Origin of the sequence: Allocoleopsis franciscana PCC 7113 (assembly GCF_000317515.1) — a bacterium.
GTDB classification, from domain to species: domain Bacteria; phylum Cyanobacteriota; class Cyanobacteriia; order Cyanobacteriales; family Coleofasciculaceae; genus Allocoleopsis; species Allocoleopsis franciscana.
In genome coordinates, this window is record NC_019738.1 from 12,088 (window position 1) to 30,000 (window position 17,913).

Sequence of the window (17,913 nt, forward strand, 5' to 3'; positions counted from 1 at the left end):
TGCCACAATGAAAATGAAAGAATCTCTGCCTCATAGGATCAAGTCTTGAGGAAAACGATTATGACGGCTACCGCATCAGTACCTCACGCAATTGAATCTTGGCTGGGTAACGAAGCTGAAGACTTGCTAACCTACCAGCCGAAAGTTTCTAAACAGCTATTACATCTACCCGGTTCAGATTCAGTGGATCGGATTTTTGCACAAAGCGATCGCAACCCCCAAGTCCTCCGTAGTCTGCAACAACTGTACTCAACCGGACGCCTTGCCAATACCGGCTATCTCTCCATTTTGCCTGTAGACCAGGGCATCGAACACTCTGCTGGTGCCTCCTTTGCCCCCAATCCGATCTACTTCGATCCGGAAAACATTCTGAGATTAGCGATCGAAGGTGGTTGTAATGGTGTGGCGACCACTCTCGGTGTCTTAGGGATGGTATCTCGTAAGTATGCTCACCGCATTCCGTTCATTGCCAAAATCAATCACAATGAACTGCTGACTTACCCCAACCAATTTGACCAGATTATGTTCGCCAGTGTCGAGCAAGCCTGGAATTTAGGGGCGGTGGCTGTAGGGGCAACGATTTACTTTGGTTCTGACCAATCCACGCGCCAAATTCAGGAAGTTAGCCGCGCCTTTGCCCGCGCCCACGAACTCGGTATGGCAACGATTCTGTGGTGCTATCTCCGCAACAATGCATTTAAGCAAGACCAAGATTATCACCTTGCTGCTGACCTCACGGGACAAGCTAACCACTTGGGTGTGACGATCGAAGCCGACATCATCAAGCAAAAGCTGCCGGAAAATAACAAAGGCTATCTGGCTGTCGCCAAAGCATCTGGCAAGTCATACGGCAAAACCCATGATCGCGTCTATTCGGAACTCACCACCGACCACCCCATTGACCTGACTCGCTACCAAGTGCTGAACTGCTATGCAGGTCGTGCGGGTTTAATTAACTCCGGTGGGGCATCGGGTAAAAGCGATTTTGCTGAAGCGATTCGCACGGCTGTGATTAACAAACGTGCAGGTGGTTCTGGCTTAATCTCCGGTCGCAAAACCTTCCAGCGACCGTTTGAGGAAGGTGTCAAACTGTTTCATGCCATTCAGGATGTTTACTTGTCCAATGAAGTCACCATCGCCTAAACCTAGGTTTTAACTTAGCTGCAACGCATCAAACTTCTAAAAGATATATGTCGCAAGATATCAAAACGGATGCAACTTGAAGCAAAGAGGGCATAGGCATTCTAGACTAATACATGGCAGAAGAAAATTTTGTCGATGAAACGATTGAAACCTGACAACCTCCAGTGTTCCTTGACGGGTTGTTGGACTTCTTAAGGGATTGAATAACTGGCTCGTTAACGTGCAGTGGGGTCTGTTGCCTAACTGTGGGGTTGTCTTGAGTAAAACTACTATGTTTAGGAGCTATGTTATGTCTACCAAAGGCACTCCTGTCAAGACGGCTGTCTTAATCACTATTATTGGTGAATCCGTACTCAGAGATCGTCTTGTGAAACTCCTCAAAAGTAAGCAAGTAACGGGATATACCATTAGTCAGGCTCAAGGCGAGGGCGGTCATGGCAGACGATTGGGGGATATTGCCGGCTACAACACGAACATTGAGATCAAGACCGTCGTATCGCCTGAAAATTCTGATGATATTCTCCGCGCTTTGATGGAGATGCGGGAGGGTCACGCCTTAATGGCTTTCCGACAAAATGTAGAACTCTTGAGCGATGAGTTGGATGAGGCTCAATAACCTCACCTGAAACTGACTCCGAACATTTAGGGTGGGCATTGCCCACCCTACTAAAACGATTCAAGCCTCCGTTGCAATTTTGGGTAATGGGACTCATTAATCTAACCAATCATCAAAATGGCGGCGATTAGAACTCAAGTTTGGCTTGCAGTCCTTGACATTTTTTGGGGTGTTGACTTCCCTCGTCTGCTTTCCTTGCTGTTGATACAATCCTTCTGTAGGCGATGCAGTTTGTGGGGATGGAGTTTCCTGTGGTCTAGGTGTAGTACGAAAACTTTGGGGGCGAGAAACAGTTTGTAAATAGCGTAACTGGGCATGAGCTTCATTGATTTCTTGAAGCTTGTGGTGAGCCTTTTGCTGTAACCGAGGATGACCAGAAAAACGATCAGGATGCCAAACCCAGGTTAAATCGATGTAGCCCTGATGAACTTCCTCCGGTGAGGCTCCTGGATTTAGATCGAGAATTGTGTAGTATCGTTGGGTGTCTAACATCTACAACACTTTTTAAAGAATAGAACTTCTTGTCAAAAATAGTATTTCCAGTTTGAAAGGTCTCAAGCTAAGTGAGTATCCAAAAACACATCAGTTTAGGAAAGATATATTTTGTAGTCTTTCTTTAACTAAAGTTCATGGTTTCACAGTTTAGGATTCGCAGCATTGTTAACAGATTAATATTTTAATTCTGAGCTGAATTTTTAATAGTGATGACTTTTTTGCGGTTATCCGTAACTGTTACAACAAGCGAGCTGAGCATCCAGATTATCGGCGATTAACGTTTGCGTTCATGGGGGTGGCGACACCTTCAGTATTTAATTATTGATGACAAACGGCGTACACCGCTTAAAATTGGTCATGCGATCGCCATAACAGGTGTTCAACTCCAGGAAGCTCAACCGTTAGCAATAGGGTTAGCGCAAAAATCTAGTAACTCCTCAAGCTGATCCAACCTATGTATACTGCACCTAATCCTGTGGTACGGCGGGAAAACTAAAAAAAAAGCCAATTTACAGCGCGATTGCCCTTTCCTCTGGGAAACTAGGAAGCGTGCAAACGAAATTCTATACCTTAATTCTTTAGTTAGTCGTTGGGTGTAATAAGCATGAAGCTGGCAGCACGAATTGGTCAAGTTCCTCCATCCCTCACTCTGGCGATTGCCGCGAAGGCGAAAGCGCTGAAAGCCGAAGGGATAGATGTCTGTAGTTTCAGTGCTGGGGAACCGGACTTTGACACCCCAGCCCATATTAAAGCCGCAGCCGAAAAAGCTCTACAGGAAGGAAAAACCAAGTATGGCCCAGCAGCGGGGGAGCCAAAATTACGAGAAGCGATCGCACGTAAGCTGAGAGAAGATAATGGTCTTTGTTATAACGCAGAAAATGTGATCGTCACCAACGGCGGTAAGCATTCTCTGTTTAACTTGATGCTGGCGCTGATTGAAACCGGGGATGAAGTGATTATCCCAGCGCCTTACTGGCTTTCCTACCCCGAAATGGTAAAGCTGGCGGAAGGAACTCCCGTGATTGTTACTACCGATGCCTCTGGTGGTTACAAAATTACCCCAGACCAGTTACGCTCAGCCATCACCCCCAAAACCAAATTATTTGTCCTGAATTCTCCCTCAAATCCGACTGGCATGATTTACACGCCAGAGGAAATTAAAGCCCTGGCAGAGGTTGTCGTCGAGAACAATATTTGGGTAGTTTCGGACGAGATTTACGAAAAAATTCTTTATGACGGTGCAGAACACCTAAGTATTGGGGCGATTGGGCCAGAAATTTTTGATCGCACCATTATTAGTAATGGGTTTGCCAAAGCCTACTCGATGACGGGTTGGCGTTTAGGGTATCTGGCAGGGCCAGTAGAACTGATTAAAGCCGCAACCACCATTCAAAGTCATAGTACATCCAATGTATGTACCTTTGCTCAGTATGGTGCGATCGCCGCGTTAGAGGGTTCGCAGGCTTGCGTCGAAGAAATGTGCCAAGCCTTTGCAGCACGGCGACAGGTGATGTTAGATCGTCTGAATGCGATTCCCGGACTTATCTGTCCGAAACCCGATGGGGCATTTTACATGTTTCCCGATATTAGTCAAACGGGGATGAAATCGATGGAGTTTTGTAACGCGCTGCTAGAATCTCATCAAGTTGCCGCTGTTCCGGGAATTGCTTTTGGTGCAGATGATTGTATCCGCCTTTCTTACGCGACAGATATGGCATCGATCGAAAAAGGAATGGATCGGTTGGAGAAATTTGTGCGAGAAAAGACGCTTGGGTAATACCAATTCACAATTTATCTTGAGACATATTCTCAACCAAGAAAAAGGGAAAAAAACCCCCAAGAAATTGACTTTTTCCCTTAACTCACATCTTGCACCTTTGTCAGTAAGTCTCTGCACCCGCCAAGAAATTAATTTCTTGGCTCATAACTCAAGTCCATTGAAATGGACTGAAATTCTTATCCTGTCGTATGAAGACGAGTTTAGCGATGAGACAGTGGTTTTAACCACTGGCAGTTGTGGCGACTAGTGCAAGATGTCAGTTGATTAATCTCCAACGATTGTGTTTCATTTACCGATCGCTGAGAACCTCACTAAAGGCAAACTCAGGAGCAGCCAGCACAAAGGCTGTGGTCGGTAAATTTGCTGTGCGGTTCTGCAAGCTTTCGTAATACTGTGTGAAATGCTCTTGTGGCGTCGCCATACCGAGAAAGACAAGGTCAGCGTTCTGGGAGGACTCATGGAGAATCTCCGTGAACGGACGCCCGTCTGCTACCAGTACTTGCGATATGGCACCAATCCGTAGTTGCTTCACCAGACTCTCAAGATTCGCCTGCGCTGCAATCGCCGCCGTATCATCAGGCACCACTAACTTGAGATAAATCTGTGCATTACGCCAGTCAATATCTGAGCGCAGCAAATAGGCTAAAAGTAACATCAAACCGCCATTAGCTTGCATTCCCCCCCACCAGACATCAATCCTTCGGCGCAAGCCAAAACCAAGCTCTTGGTTTTCTCTGAGAATAACTAGATTACGCTTTGCCCCGTGGATTTCGGCAATGAGTTGACAGTAGCGATCGCGCCGAGAGGGTTCCTCACTATCACCTAATAAAATCGTGTTGGGAACCAACGAACCCAACCCATAAGCCTCCATCAGTTGTTGAGCACCATCAAAAGGATTAGGAGCTGTCACTAAACGCACCAGTGCTTGTACACCTTGCCGTTCCAGGTAATCTCGGATGGTTTGTTCCATCTTCGCCTGTTGGGCAATATCACGAGAGCCACTGGGCAAAACACTCGATACGGTAACCAGACCTCGATTACGGGTTAAATTATCGGCAAATTCGATTAAAGACCAACGTTTTGTGGGCGCACCCGATAGAACCAGGATATGAGGCCGCCAATTTTTCGTGTCAGGTTGATGGCCAATCTGGAAAATGCCCATCCGCATCAACTCCATCCACATCCCACGCCGGACATCGCCCCATGTAGTTCGCAGTTCCCGTTGTTGTAACCAAAAGTAAATGCATAAGACAATTACAGCCGCCACCACGGTAGCAACCGCGTTGATTAAAAACATGACGGCAATGCAACCCATTGCTCCCAACAGTGAGAATACCCAATGGACGCGAAATGTCGGACGGAATGAAGGACTTTGCAGGAAACCCTCGATTGCCGCCGAGACATTCAACACCAGATAGGTGGTAAGAAAGAACATCGTCAGCACTGGAGCAATCAAATTCAAATCACCAATGCAAACGGCGGCTGTTGCGACGCCTAATGTGACAGCAGTACCAATGCGTGGCTCGTCATCTCGCCCGCTACCGGTGCCAAGGAAACTCATCCAACGGGGCAAGATGCCGTCACGAGCCAATGCTTGTAAGACACGGGGAGCGCCTAGAATGCTGCCTAGTGCACTGCTGAGCGTTGCACCCCAAACCCCAAGTAAGATGGCAGGTCCCCACAACGCCATCTGTTGCATAATCAAAGGTTCTTCAATCAAGGTTGTGGCGTCTGCCCGCATGGCTAGGAAGATAGGTAGACCCATGTAAATGACGTATCCGGTGCCAACGGCTGCCAATGTACCTGTAGGAATAGAACCGCTAGGGTCACGCAAATCACCGGACATATTGACCCCTGCCATAATTCCAGTCACGGCGGGGAAAAAGACGGCAAAAACTCCCCAAAACGGTTCTGAAAGTCGGTCTGGTGCACCCCATAGTTCAATTTGTGTTGGCTCAACGGGGTGTCCAAACACGAAGGCAATCAACGATAGGGCGATCGCTGCCATGATAAAGTACTGAGCACGAATGGCAATACTGGCTGAGGTCAGTGCTAATACTGCCACTACAACTGTAGTAATTAGTGCGACATAGAGCTGATTGAGGTGATTAAACGTCGCTACTACACTCTCGGCAAAACCAATGGTATAAAGGGCAACGGAAAAGGCTTGGGCAAAGTAAAGCGGAATTCCGACTGCACCCCCAGTTTCAATCCCCAAAGAGCGACTGATCATATAATAGGCACCTCCCACGCGCACAACGCGGTCAGTTGCGATCGCGCTAATCGACAGGGATGTCAAAAAGGTAATCGAGGTTGAAAGGGTAACAATGATCAACGTCCCCAGTAAGCCCACATTACCCACGACCCACCCAAAGCGTAGATACATGATCACACCTAGAATGGTGAGAATCGAAGGCGTATAGACCCCACCGAATGTCCCCAAACCGGCTCGTTCTTCTGTGGGGGTTTGGACGGTAGACTGCGGACGACGACCAAATGGTAACTTCATTGGTTCTAGAAACCTGATATCACAACTAGCTTGAGACAGCTCGAAGACGCTGCTGTGTCCTACTCACTTAATCGTTGAGTACTCCCCATACCCACTCGAAAGCTGTTTTCTTTGTTGGTGGGAAACGTAGCCCCATTGATTAGGGTATATACCTTGCTGGGTTGTCAACTTGCTACTCTGGAAGCTTTGTTACGGACGAGTTTGCTTGTGAGGGAAGTCCGGTAGCAAAGAGTATCACTGCAAAGTCCCAGAAAAACTAGTCGCCCTGATAGAACGACTAGAAGGCACGGTCTATTTTAAGGCCGTGTAAAAGTTAAAAAATCAACCTCTGGATAGGCTAGAGAACTTTGTACCAGAAAAAATTGAAAGCGATCGCTATTCCAGCAAGGAATATACGATGCCTACGGTTTTACCGATGCGCTAGTTCCACGGTAGGTAAAGGTGCGATCGCTACTTTAAACCTTGTTTCGGGCACAAGGAGCCATTATTGTTGCGATGTTCTAATACTTCATTGAGTAAACGCAAAGTATTACAAAGATTAACTTTTAGGAATAAAACACCAGGATAAAATTGTAATAGGTCACCGTTCATTTGCTAAGGAGGATGCTGTGAGATACAGAAAAATCTTAGTAGCGCTTGACCGCTCACCTCAATCAGAAATTGTGTTTGAACAAGCTCTAGAGCTAGCGAAAAAAGAAGAAGCTGCTCTCATGTTGTTTCACTCTTTACCTTTTGAAACTCAGGGTGTTGGCTCTTATGCAGATATATTTGGCAGGGAGTTAATCAACTTCTCGGTCGAACTGCAAAAAGTATTAGACCAAGAAAGTGAGCAAGCCCGTCAATTCCTAAGAAACTATTGCCAAAAGGCAACGGAACAAGGAGTCCCGACCGAATGGGATTTGAAGATAGGAGATGCAGGCAGTCGCATCCGAGAACTAGCTAAAGCTTGGGACGCCGATTTAGTTATCGTTGGCCGTCGAGGTCACCGAGGTTTTGCCGAGATTGTCTTGGGAAGTGTCAGTAGTTACGTGATTCATCAAGCCCCTTGCTCAGTTTTAGTGGTACAAGGGATTAGTCCTAACCTCAAACAAACGCCGGAAGCAGCAACTCAGGCAATGAATTCATAACAAATTGATCCATCATTCCCGATTAGTTAAAAAGTCTATTCCCGTAAAGCACCTTTTAACTTAGCCTTATCTATTTTAGCCCTCTGCAACTTAGTTTTACGTAAATCAGCGCCTTCTAGATTGGCATTAATGAAGTTAGTACCTTCTAAATCAGCACTTGTTAAATCAGCTTTCTTCAGGTCAGCATAACTGAGGTCAGCCTGGTTTAATTTTGCTTTTTTAAAATTAGCTCCAACCGCTTGCATTCCCTTAAATTTGACATTCGTTAAATTAGCTTCTGCTAAATTTGCCCCCGTTAAATCAACCTTAGGCAAATTAGATGCCGTCAAATTGGCATGGCTAAGATTGGCTCCTCTTAAATTCGGAGCTTGTCCCTCCTGAATGGGTAAAGTTTTTAAATCTTCCCCAAAGCGAGTACCGGAAAGATTGGCTTTTGTTAAGTTTGCCTGACTCAGATTTGCCTTCGATAATTGCGCTTGAGCAAGATTCGCTCCGCTTAAGTTGGCTTGACTCAAATTGGTATCTTTAAGATTAGCCCCTGCTAAATTAGCCTGAGAAAGGTTAGCACCAGATAAGTTAGCTTGACTTAAATTGATGGCGGTTAAATTGACTCCTCGAAAATCACAGCCTGAACATTGATTTGTATTGGTTAACTGTTGCAGTGCTAAAGAACCGCTGAGCTTGAAATCTTCTACCTGATTCGCTGTATTTACTTCAGCGTTGGTTGCACATCCCGCACAGACTGTAATTACAAGTAAATTCATTACTACCTTAGTAAACTTCATTACTTGCACCCCTAATTTCTCTTAATTAGTTTGAAATTTTACCACGCGCACAAAATTATTAATAGTGCATGACAACAGAACGATAAAAATTATTAACCATTGAAACATTCATTTCCCACATTCTTAGGTTAGGCACACAGCCAAGTAGCTCACGTAAGTCTTGCTTGCACGAGTAGCAAAGTCAACGTCAACTTACACAAAATAGACTACACAACCTCTCCTAAGCTTTGTGATCTGCTTTACTGCTTCCCTTTGAATCAAGTTTGAGTGCACGTTCTATTGCGGCTTTTTCCCTGGCTCGTCGAGCATAGGGTTGTAATTGGTTAGAATCCCAACCACTTAGAATACTCAAATCCTCTAAATCAATTCCCCGCATCAACATTTCCACACACCAAGTCTGTCTAGCTTGCTCCACAAATAGCGGTTGACTTTTAGGCGTTAACAATTCAGAGGTGAATCCCTGCCATGCTGTACGAAACTCTGATTCTGACATAGGTTCTCCTGCATCGTTGACAAATAACGCTGGCTGGTCGTCATTACGGCTTTTTAGCCATTGAGTCAAGGGATTACGAGCATAGGAACCGTAGCGCTTTCCCATAATCCACTGGTTCACAGGCACTTGGCGTATTGCACCCTGAGTAATCTGTAAGAGGTTCTGATGTTCGTCGTTGATTTGATTGGTTAGCGTATCAGCTCCGTAGGAAGTTCGCTCTAAGGCAACCACTTCTGGAAGAGTGATACCTGTACTAAACAAGATATAAGCAAAGGCGTAATCTCGTAACCCTTGTTTTTTGGCCTGTTGCAAAATTGCATGGACTAACGAGGCGGGTAAATCAGCCACTCTTGGATGCTCCGGTGTCGAAAGTGGCTTTGATGGCTCACTCAACTCGTTGTGCGAAACCACTCCATGTAAGAACAGTTCCACCAAACTCTCTAAAAAATCCTCCCGATCCTCCCAAAGCTCGTGGAATTCACTCGTCAGTTCAATGACTAAATAGCCGAACAACATTTCATTGAGCAAACTCGCTACTTTTTCGACACGGATGCGGGGATGTAAATTTTCGCGATCGATAACCGTGGCTAGATATCGAGCCACCTCTAGATTGGCTAGAGTAACCCCTCGTCCTAAGGCTCGGCGATTTTCTAGCGTGTAGCGACCGGCCTCCCCAACCACCGAACGCAGCACTTCTGGAATTTTTTCCAGCGCTTGCAGGCGATCGCTTGCATAATTTTTGAGGGCTTGATCTAAACGGCTGGTCTTTTGCACTTGCGCTCTCAAGGTTTCACTCAGGTGAGTAAAAACCGCCGAGTCCTCAATCACAGCCAAGAGTAATCCTTGCTTATTCCCGAACTGCCGGAACAGCGTAACTTCATTGACCTGAGCCAATTCAGCAATTTGCCGAGTGGTCGTCTCCGTCACGCCCTGCGAGGTAAACAACTCCAGCGCCGCGTTAATCAAACGCTGCCGAGTTGAAGAAGGTGGTCGAGACATAAGCCTAAAGATGTAAGTGACACTTGCATTTATGCGTTAGCATTGCGTTAAGATGTAATAGTGCAAGTGTTACTTGCATTTCAAGTCCCAGCAATAGCTACCCCTCTCCTCAATCGAGAAGATTTATGACCTCTAAAACACTTGCGGCTGTCCCAGACAGCCGATCTGATTTAAAATTTAACTGGGTTAGTGCAACGTTTTTCGTTGCCATTCACGCTCTAGCCATGCTTGCTCCTTGGTTTTTTTCCTGGTCAGCGTTGGGAGTTTGCCTATTTCTCCACTGGTTATTTGGCAGCATTGGCATCTGTTTAGGGTATCATCGATTGCTGACCCATCGTAGTCTTCAGGTACCCAAGTGGTTGGAGTATATCATTACAACAATTGGTACCCTTGCTCTGCAAGGGGGGCCAATATTTTGGGTGGCAGGTCACCGTCAGCATCACGCTCACCCAGAAGATGTTGTGAAAGATCCATACTCAGCAAAACGGGGTTTTTGGTGGAGCCACATGCTGTGGTTGGTCTATCAAACACCAGGTCTTTTTGACCGAGAAAGCTATAAAAAATACGCTCCAGATCTCGCACGAGACCCCTATTATTGCTGGCTTGATCGCTACTTCTTATTACTCCAGATTCCTCTAGGTCTGTTGCTGTATGCTCTGGGCGGATGGTCGTTTGTCATTTGGGGAATGTTTGCGAGAGCCGTATTGCTCTGGCACAGTACGTGGTTGATTAATTCAGCTACTCACATGCGCGGTTATCAAACATATGACGTAGAAGATGGTTCTCGCAATCTCTGGTGGGCGGCGATTTTAACCTATGGAGAAGGCTGGCACAATAATCACCATGCTCAACCCAATGTGGCACCGGCTGGACGCCAGTGGTGGGAAGTGGATATGACTTGGTGGGCGATTCAAGTGCTAAAAACTCTTGGCTTAGCGAAGAAGGTCGTCATGCCTCCGCAGCGGGAAGTACAAGCTTAGTTAATTCGTAGGAGAGGGTAATGCTCATCGAACTTGGCGGGGACTGTTGACCCCGTCAAGTGAATTTCTCCCCAGCGCAATACAAGATGTTAACTACTCAGTTTGGCCTTGACCATCGCTTGAATTTTTTGTCCATCGGCTCGACCTTTAAGCTGTTGCATCACTGCTCCCATTACCTTACCCATGTCTTTAGCAGAGGTTGCTCCAACAGCAGCAATAACTTCATCGATAATAGCTGCAACCTCTTGATCAGAAAGTTGCTTAGGTAAATACTCTTCCAGAATGGCTAATTCCTGAGATTCTTGTTCAGCCAAGTCTTCTCGTCCAGCTTTACGATACTGTTCAATAGAGTCCCGGCGTTGTTTCGCTAACTGGGTTAAAACTTCAAGCTCCTGACTTTCCGTGAGAGTCTCTTGCCCTTGAGCACGCAAAGTCGATTCTTTTTCTAAGATGACCTTTTTGATACTACGGACTGTTTCGAGGCGAACTTTATCTTTAGCTTTCATCGCCACTTTGATTTCTTCCGAAATCCGGTCTTTTAAGCTCATCGTCTTCGACCTTATAAACAATAAGTAGGAGCAGGAAGCCAAGGCGTTGGGTGCGTTATGCTGTCGATCACGCACCCATCAGAGTTAAACTTCCACAGGAACCTGGCAATCTGCCTTATTTAACATTTTATAGGCTGCTAAAATAACTTTTTCTGTTTCTTCCCAGCCAATACACTTATCGGTTACAGAAACACCATATTGTAATTCCTCTAGATTACTGGGAATGGGTTGACTTCCTTCGTATAGATTAGATTCCAGCATCATGCCAACGATCGAGGTATTGCCATCCAGAATTTGTTGAACCACATTCTCAAAGACTGAGCCTTGTAATTTGTGATTCTTTCTAGAGTTTCCGTGGCTACAATCGATAACAATTTTGGATGGTAAATCAGCCTCCTCTAATTTTTCTTCCGCCAGCTTAACACTGTCAGCGTCAAAGTTGGGTTTACGGTCACCCCCTCTTAGAATAATATGACCATAAGCATTTCCAGTTGTTCTAAAAATACTCACCTGTCCTTCTTCATTAATTCCTAAGAAATGATGGGGTTCTCTAGCCGAATGCAGAGCATTTAACGCCACTTGAATACTCCCGTCTGTACTGTTCTTAAACCCAACGGGCATGGAAAGTCCGCTAGCCATTTCCCGATGAGTTTGGGATTCGGTCGTGCGTGCTCCAATCGCTGTCCAAGAAATAAGATCGCTAATATATTGAGGTACTATAGGGTCTAGAGCTTCTGTGGCGGTGGGCAATCCAATCTCAGCAATTTTGATTAGGAGTTCCCGTGCCATGAGTAACCCCTTTTCGATGTGAAAAGAATCATCCAAATCGGGGTCATTAATTAATCCTTTCCAGCCCACCGTTGTTCTAGGCTTCTCAAAGTAAACTCTCATGATTAGGAGCAGTTTATCTTTAACTTGGTCTGAAAGAATTTTCAGCCTTCTAGCATAGTCTTGCGCGGCTTGAACATCATGAATTGAGCAAGGACCAACGACTAGAAATTTCCTCTGATCTTTACCGTCTAGAATCGACTCTAGCTCCTGCCGAGATTTTAAGACGGTTATCTCTGCTAAATCGGTTAAAGGTAATTGAGACTTGATTTCAATCGGTGTGATTAAAACCTGTGATTTTTCAATATGGGTGTTAGAGACTTGGTTGTACATTATGCAGACTGCCTGATGGATATAGATGGTAAGGATTCCGAGCTAAGTGTAATCAACTTCTGGAAAGTCTTAGGTTTTGTAAATCAATTGTAATAATTATCACAGTTTTCTTTGCCATTTATGCAAGCCGTGTAATGTCCTAGAGGTTCAGTCAAGGTGATTAGCTTTGGGATCATCCCCTCAGGGACGTAAATCTTCTAGGTAAAGCTAGTGCAGCGGGGCGGAAATAACCCACCAGTTCAAAAAGGTTAAAAAGCTTACTGTAAAAGCAATATCTCTTCTGCCTTCTGCCTCCTGACTTCTGCCTTCTTGCACTAGTGTCACACTATCCTAATTGCCTCCTAGCGTAACGCTGACCCTAACTACAGGGTAGGCAAGATATCCGCCCCAGCACGACACTATCGATTTAAACTTTTTCTAAGAAATCCGGAATGCAACGGCTGTCCCTCGTATCTAAGTTTACTTCGTACAAAAGTTTGATTCAGGCATAAGCACTCCGAAGTGCTACACTAGCTACCGAACAATTGTTCTGGATAGGGCTAAGATACTTCCTGAGGGTTCTGTCGAAGCTAGATATGTTTCCTGAAACTATATAGCAAGCAGACCAAACAGTTTCAGGTACTGTGCTAATCAAGCTTCTCAACAGCCCCATAGGCAGCCAGCTCAATTCACTGTATTTCATGTCTCAAGTGAGGTGTACTTATGAAACCGACTATGGCTCTCCCTTTCTTTGTTGAATCTAGCTTATCGTTCGTTGTCTTTCTGTTGTTGGTCATCTTCTTGCTTTAGTTCATAACTCTTAGAAGCTTAGGAGTCCGGAATCCTTGAGTCAGAAGAGAGACTTTTAGATTGGGTTGTACTAACCCACACAGGACTTCTAATGAAAAACAAGAATTTCAACGTCTTAGAATGGGTCAGTGTACATGAGCCTGCTTGAACAAGGCCATAGACAAAACCAAAACGCTGGGTAAGGTTGAGAAAATTTGATCCCCCTGTGTAAACTTGTTTAGGTTCAGTATCACTGACTATTGTATTTATCGCTCAATCTTAAAACCTAAAAGCCCTTCAGGTTTCTCGTATTCAACTTCCACCTCTTTAACCCTAGCTGCCGTTGGGCCTTGGTGACACCAACGAATTAGGGTTTCAACCGTATTCCTACTTCCTTCAAAAACCGCTTCCACACGACCATCCGGGACATTTCGCACCCATCCCTTCACCCCTAATCTGGCAGCTTCATCCATCGTGGAATAGCGGTAGCCGACACCCTGAACTCTTCCGGCAATGAAAACATGGGCGCGAATAGACTGTTGTGGCGATGATGGGTTTGGCATTGAACCGTTCGCTGTTAACGATACTCAATCAGATTCTACTCTCTGACGTTCGGTAGAATCACGGGTAGTCGATTTGTAACGGTCATACTCAGTTTTATCATGTTTGCTCAACTGTTCAATATTGCCAATCTCTTCGTTTTGCCCTTCTGGGTACTGATGATTTTGCTGCCAAACTGGGGTATTACCCGCAAAGTGATGGAATCCTATCTTCCCTTTGTTGCCTTGGCTCTTTTGTATATCTATTTATTTATTAGCAGCATTACACCCGAATCTGCTGCCGCTTTGTCGAATCCTCAGTTAGCCGACATTGCCCGTTTCTTCGCAGATGAAAAAGCCGCTGCGACAGGATGGATTCACTTTCTGGTGATGGATTTATTTGTTGGGCGCTGGATTTACCTGGAAGGACAACGTACAGGTATCTGGACAGTTCATTCGCTGGCTTTATGCTTATTTGCTGGGCCAATGGGATTACTGTCTCATATTTTGACTCATTGGATTTCACAGCGATTTTCTTCAAGCCCTGATTCCGACTCTGCAACCCCTTCCACTGGAACACCGTAACTTGAGTTTTACAGGTAGGGTGCGCCGCGACGCACCTTACTAAGCTGATGTGTATTAAAAGAAATATGCGCTAAGAACGCCCCTTCAGGGCGATCGCAACCCCAGCCAGTAACACAACGGCACCCTCCAATACCAGCATTCCTGGCAACTCATTAAACATCAGAAAGCCCAGAAAGCTGGAACTAACGGGTTCAAACAAAATGGCTAAAGTGACAAAGGTGGGAGAAATCCAACTCATAGCCCAGTTGATAGTAGTATGCCCTACCACTTGCGCCGCAATCGCCATGCAAAATATGTAGAGGTAAACGGCAAACGGGTAGCCAACATAGTTTGAGCCGAAGAGTAATGGGAGAGGCAAAAGCACGAATGCTCCTGTACTGTAGGCGACTGCAACATAAGTGCCGATCCCCACACCGCGTCGCTGAGCTTCACGACCTAAAAGGAGGTATAAACTAATCATCCAAGCGCCTATGAGAGCCAGAAAATTCCCCAGTAGTGGGTTATGTCCGGGGCTAACTGCTCCTTGATCTCCCAAAGCAATTAGAACACCACCTATAAACGCAACAACAATTCCCAGTATGGCTAGCTTGGTTAGTTTTTCCTTAAACCACAGCCAGGAAAGTAAAGCCACCCAGACAGGATTCGTGGTGACTAAAGTCGTTGATGCCGCAATGGAGGTGAAGGATAGTGAGGTAATCCAAGTGGCAAAATGTAGGGCGAGGCAGACTCCAGCCGCACCCGCATAACGTAAGGCTCCTGGATTGAATGGGGTTTGCTGTAAGTTCCGCCAAGCGGGTAGTAGCAGGAAGGATGCGATCGCAAGGCGAGAAGCGGCGAGGAATAAACTAAATCCTACCGGATTGACCCCAGCAGAAGCGGTCGCGTTTATGGCTAAGCGAATAAAAATTGCCGCTGTGGAAACGGCAAAAACACCTACGATTAAAATCAATCCGACCTGCCACTTCAGTGGCTGTTGGAGGATTTTCATTCACTCATACTCTGAATCTTGAGCGATTCCTAGACCAACCCTGATCAATCATCCATTCAAATTGCTATTCTTTTAGAGCTACAGCCAAAAAATCCATTCTCTGGTATTAGCGACAAAGTTGTTGCAAGGTAGTTGTGAAGTCAGGGTAAGAAATGGCAGCCGCTTCAGCACCATGAATCGTCGTGGTACCTGTAGCATTGAGTGCGGCAATTGCCAAACTCATGGCGATTCGGTGATCCGTATGACTATCAACATCCGTTCCGACTAAAGGAGTGCCGCCCGTAATTTCTAAACCATCGGGCAATTCTGTCACACGGGCACCCATGCGGTTTAACTGGGATGCCATAACAGCAATGCGATCGCTCTCTTTCACTCGCAGTTCTGCCGCATCTCGAATCACCGTCGTTCCTTGAGCGAAAACGGCGGCAACAGCTAGAATCGGAATTTCATCAATCAAGCGGGGAATCAAATCACCTGCAATTTTGCACCCTTGGAGGCGTCCGTGTCGCACCCTCAAGTCTGCCACCGGCTCTCCGGCTACCACACGTTGATTTTCCAACTCAATGTCAGCCCCCATCATCTCTAAGGCTTCTAAAACGCCTGTGCGAGTAGGGTTAACACCGACATTTTCAATCACCAGTTCTGAACCGGGAACAATGGCACCGGCAACCAGCCAAAAAGCGGCTGAGCTAATATCACCGGGAACAATCACAGTTTGTCCTTGCAGTTGAGCGGGTCCCGTGACAGTAACGCTATGGGTTTGGGGATCAACGCTGAGTTCTGCCCCAAATGCCTTGAGCATCCGTTCGCTGTGATCGCGAGAGAGGGCGGGTTCAGTCACCGTCGTCTGTCCTGAGGTCATTAAACCCGCTAACAGGATACAGGACTTGACTTGGGCTGAGGCGATCGGAGATTGGTAGTGGATGGGTTTGAGCGATTGTCCTTGAATGGCTAAAGGGGCCCGCGTTGTCCCCTGACGTCCCCAGATTTTTGCGCCCATCTCTTGCAAGGGCTTGACTACACGAGACATGGGACGCGATCGCAGGGAACTGTCACCCGTTACCGTAAAAAATCGTCCGGGGTGAGAGGCGAGAAGTCCCAGCATTAGCCGTAAAGTAGTACCAGAGTTCCCGGCATTGAGAACATTCATGGGTTCTTGTAACTGCCCCAATCCTATGCCTTGGACAATGACTTGCTCTGAATTTAATTCAGAGATTTGAGCACCCATAGCCCGAAAACAGCTAGCTGTGCTACGGGGATCTTCGCCCAAAAGGAGTCCCTGAATTTGGGTTTCTCCTTGGGCGATCGCGCCTAACATTAATGCGCGGTGAGAGATGGATTTATCCCCTGGCACCCTCAGGTGTCCCTGGAGAGATATCCCTGAGACAGGTTTCTGAATAAGCAAATGGTGCTGATGTTCAGTAATATTTAGGGTGACAATGGCAGAGGGCATTGGGATAAACTCACCATGAAAATGCTCATAGCATCCTACCAAGCTTTGGTCTATTTTATTGAAAGCCTCGCCCTGTCTTTTGCTTCTTTTTCCCCTTACTCTTCGAGGCTGATTTATCGACTTCTGCTAAGGCTTCTTGAAACAAGTTATGTAAATGCAGTGGAACACTTGCGATTTCTGGTAACTCTGGTTCTAGCAGTTTGCCATGTTTTTGCAGGAGAACATCCAGGTCACTTGCAAGTGAAAATTCTTGTTGCTCTAAGAAAATTTGCAACACCTTTTCCAGCTGGATTGGATATTGTTGTGCCAATTTATGCCAAATCACAACATTAATTGCTGGGTCTTCCAAGTATTTGCGAACTAGTTTATGGAGTGCTGGATTTGTCTCGTAGTCCTCAGATTCTAATATAGTCTTGAACTGAGTATAGGTTGGGAGAAAAAGCTGACCCCAACGAGGATGGGTGAAAACGGTTACCTGTTCAGCTTTTTTGAGTTCAGCCGGTAATTCAACTTTAGGCATCACCATTTTTGCTGTGCCTTGATTACTATCAAAGATCTGAGAAACGGCTGTGGCGTCAGCACCAGCTTGTTCTGCTGCCGCTTTAATTTCTTCTGTTGTGACTCCTGATTCTTTCGCCAGTTCCGATAAGGATTTGGATTCGTCAATACCTGCTGCCGCTAATTTCCCCTTGGTTATTAGCTCCTGCAATTCTACAAATTTCTGATTGAGCTGATACCCAGGCAGTGTAACTTCATCACTACCAAAAAAGTCAAGAAATTGATGGTGATATTCGGCGACAGACTTCCAAGCTTCCTCTAATAAATCCGGGGCATCACTGTAAAGCGCATCTTTATAATTTTCTTTAAAGTTACCAATTGCAACTGCCAACTTAGGTTTACCCAAGGAACCCATCGGCATACAAGGACCAGAGAACATCCAATAG

The 17,913-nt window shown here is 45.9% G+C and carries 16 protein-coding genes and 1 pseudogene (1 of these 17 only partly in view); 7 read left to right on the forward strand and 10 right to left on the reverse strand.

The features are described 5' to 3' along the window. Positions 1-60 precede the first annotated feature (60 nt). A complete protein-coding gene (locus MIC7113_RS00045; protein WP_015180121.1) occupies positions 61-1,143 on the forward strand; it encodes a class I fructose-bisphosphate aldolase in 1,083 nt (360 codons plus the stop codon). Between the two features lie 289 nt (positions 1,144-1,432). Continuing rightward, positions 1,433-1,759 (forward strand): P-II family nitrogen regulator, encoded by a 327-nt coding sequence (locus tag MIC7113_RS00050; RefSeq protein WP_015180122.1) that lies wholly within the window; start codon positions 1,433-1,435, stop codon positions 1,757-1,759. A 96-nt stretch (positions 1,760-1,855) separates the two neighbouring features. Here MIC7113_RS00050 and MIC7113_RS00055 read toward each other — a convergent pair whose 3' ends face one another. Further along, positions 1,856-2,251 (reverse strand): J domain-containing protein, encoded by a 396-nt coding sequence (locus MIC7113_RS00055; protein WP_015180123.1) that lies wholly within the window; start codon positions 2,249-2,251, stop codon positions 1,856-1,858. A gap of 202 nt (positions 2,252-2,453) precedes the next feature. Between MIC7113_RS00055 and MIC7113_RS35740 the strand changes: the two are divergent. Further along, positions 2,454-2,688: pseudogene (locus MIC7113_RS35740) on the forward strand (AAA-like domain-containing protein); the annotation flags it as partial. Between the two features lie 170 nt (positions 2,689-2,858). Continuing rightward, entirely contained in the window at positions 2,859-4,031 is a 1,173-nt protein-coding gene (locus tag MIC7113_RS00060; protein ID WP_015180124.1) for a pyridoxal phosphate-dependent aminotransferase, read from the forward strand. Positions 4,032-4,323: 292 nt separating this feature from the next. On the opposite strand, the gene MIC7113_RS00065 is transcribed toward MIC7113_RS00060, so the two are convergent. Further along, the gene (locus MIC7113_RS00065; RefSeq protein WP_015180125.1) at positions 4,324-6,543 is read right to left on the reverse strand and encodes an amino acid permease; all 2,220 of its coding nucleotides are present in this window, start codon (positions 6,541-6,543) and stop codon (positions 4,324-4,326) included. Between the two features lie 608 nt (positions 6,544-7,151). On the opposite strand from MIC7113_RS00065, the gene MIC7113_RS00070 reads away from it, so the two are divergent. Next, positions 7,152-7,670 carry a universal stress protein gene (locus MIC7113_RS00070; protein ID WP_015180127.1) on the forward strand — a complete coding sequence of 173 codons (519 nt, stop codon included), beginning with the start codon at positions 7,152-7,154 and terminating at the stop codon, positions 7,668-7,670. 35 nt (positions 7,671-7,705) lie between these two features. On the opposite strand, the gene MIC7113_RS00075 is transcribed toward MIC7113_RS00070, so the two are convergent. Next, complete coding sequence (locus MIC7113_RS00075) at positions 7,706-8,434, reverse strand: pentapeptide repeat-containing protein (protein ID WP_051055502.1); 729 nt, start codon at positions 8,432-8,434, stop codon at positions 7,706-7,708. A 241-nt stretch (positions 8,435-8,675) separates the two neighbouring features. Continuing rightward, positions 8,676-9,947, reverse strand: coding sequence for a TetR family transcriptional regulator (locus tag MIC7113_RS00080; protein WP_015180129.1), 1,272 nt, complete (start codon positions 9,945-9,947; stop codon positions 8,676-8,678). A 125-nt stretch (positions 9,948-10,072) separates the two neighbouring features. On the opposite strand from MIC7113_RS00080, the gene MIC7113_RS00085 reads away from it, so the two are divergent. Further along, positions 10,073-10,927: an acyl-CoA desaturase gene (locus MIC7113_RS00085; protein WP_015180130.1), complete on the forward strand. Its 855-nt coding sequence runs from the start codon at positions 10,073-10,075 to the stop codon at positions 10,925-10,927. An 89-nt stretch (positions 10,928-11,016) separates the two neighbouring features. Here the strand turns inward: MIC7113_RS00085 and MIC7113_RS00090 are convergent, their stop codons facing one another. The 3 genes from MIC7113_RS00090 to MIC7113_RS00100 form a co-directional block, all read right to left on the reverse strand. Then, a complete protein-coding gene (locus MIC7113_RS00090; RefSeq protein ID WP_015180131.1) occupies positions 11,017-11,475 on the reverse strand; it encodes a GatB/YqeY domain-containing protein in 459 nt (152 codons plus the stop codon). 84 nt (positions 11,476-11,559) lie between these two features. Continuing rightward, positions 11,560-12,636: a 3-deoxy-7-phosphoheptulonate synthase gene (locus MIC7113_RS00095; protein ID WP_015180132.1), complete on the reverse strand. Its 1,077-nt coding sequence runs from the start codon at positions 12,634-12,636 to the stop codon at positions 11,560-11,562. Positions 12,637-13,670: 1,034 nt separating this feature from the next. Further along, positions 13,671-13,967 (reverse strand): acylphosphatase, encoded by a 297-nt coding sequence (locus MIC7113_RS00100; protein ID WP_015180133.1) that lies wholly within the window; start codon positions 13,965-13,967, stop codon positions 13,671-13,673. A gap of 96 nt (positions 13,968-14,063) precedes the next feature. Between MIC7113_RS00100 and MIC7113_RS00105 the strand changes: the two genes are divergently transcribed. Beyond that, a complete protein-coding gene (locus MIC7113_RS00105; RefSeq protein WP_155897885.1) occupies positions 14,064-14,528 on the forward strand; it encodes an ABA4-like family protein in 465 nt (154 codons plus the stop codon). 70 nt (positions 14,529-14,598) lie between these two features. Here MIC7113_RS00105 and MIC7113_RS00110 read toward each other — a convergent pair whose 3' ends face one another. The 3 genes from MIC7113_RS00110 to MIC7113_RS00120 form a co-directional block, all read right to left on the reverse strand. After that, entirely contained in the window at positions 14,599-15,516 is a 918-nt protein-coding gene (locus MIC7113_RS00110; RefSeq protein WP_015180135.1) for a DMT family transporter, read from the reverse strand. 106 nt (positions 15,517-15,622) lie between these two features. Further along, positions 15,623-16,969, reverse strand: a complete 1,347-nt coding sequence (gene aroA / locus MIC7113_RS00115) for a 3-phosphoshikimate 1-carboxyvinyltransferase (RefSeq protein WP_015180136.1) — start codon at positions 16,967-16,969, stop codon at positions 15,623-15,625. A 55-nt stretch (positions 16,970-17,024) separates the two neighbouring features. After that, a protein-coding gene (locus MIC7113_RS00120; RefSeq protein ID WP_015180137.1) for a hypothetical protein crosses the window boundary here: on the reverse strand, positions 17,025-17,913 show its 3' portion. Its footprint extends 455 nt past the window's final position; only the last 889 of its 1,344 coding nucleotides appear in the window; the start codon falls outside the window, past its right edge; it ends in the stop codon at positions 17,025-17,027.

What these genes read in the sequence shown, in the direction of transcription:
- aroA (WP_015180136.1), bottom strand. Translation starts at nt 16,969, where the DNA reads ATGCCCTCTGCCATTGTCACCCTAAATATTACTGAACATCAGCACCAT.
- MIC7113_RS00050 (WP_015180122.1), top strand. Translation starts at nt 1,433, where the DNA reads ATGTCTACCAAAGGCACTCCTGTCAAGACGGCTGTCTTAATCACTATT.
- MIC7113_RS00110 (WP_015180135.1), bottom strand. Translation starts at nt 15,516, where the DNA reads ATGAAAATCCTCCAACAGCCACTGAAGTGGCAGGTCGGATTGATTTTA.
- MIC7113_RS00080 (WP_015180129.1), bottom strand. Translation starts at nt 9,947, where the DNA reads ATGTCTCGACCACCTTCTTCAACTCGGCAGCGTTTGATTAACGCGGCG.
- MIC7113_RS00090 (WP_015180131.1), bottom strand. Translation starts at nt 11,475, where the DNA reads ATGAGCTTAAAAGACCGGATTTCGGAAGAAATCAAAGTGGCGATGAAA.
- MIC7113_RS00085 (WP_015180130.1), top strand. Translation starts at nt 10,073, where the DNA reads ATGACCTCTAAAACACTTGCGGCTGTCCCAGACAGCCGATCTGATTTA.
- MIC7113_RS00075 (WP_051055502.1), bottom strand. Translation starts at nt 8,434, where the DNA reads ATGAATTTACTTGTAATTACAGTCTGTGCGGGATGTGCAACCAACGCT.
- MIC7113_RS00065 (WP_015180125.1), bottom strand. Translation starts at nt 6,543, where the DNA reads ATGAAGTTACCATTTGGTCGTCGTCCGCAGTCTACCGTCCAAACCCCC.
- MIC7113_RS00095 (WP_015180132.1), bottom strand. Translation starts at nt 12,636, where the DNA reads ATGTACAACCAAGTCTCTAACACCCATATTGAAAAATCACAGGTTTTA.
- MIC7113_RS00100 (WP_015180133.1), bottom strand. Translation starts at nt 13,967, where the DNA reads ATGCCAAACCCATCATCGCCACAACAGTCTATTCGCGCCCATGTTTTC.
- MIC7113_RS00045 (WP_015180121.1), top strand. Translation starts at nt 61, where the DNA reads ATGACGGCTACCGCATCAGTACCTCACGCAATTGAATCTTGGCTGGGT.
- MIC7113_RS00055 (WP_015180123.1), bottom strand. Translation starts at nt 2,251, where the DNA reads ATGTTAGACACCCAACGATACTACACAATTCTCGATCTAAATCCAGGA.
- MIC7113_RS00060 (WP_015180124.1), top strand. Translation starts at nt 2,859, where the DNA reads ATGAAGCTGGCAGCACGAATTGGTCAAGTTCCTCCATCCCTCACTCTG.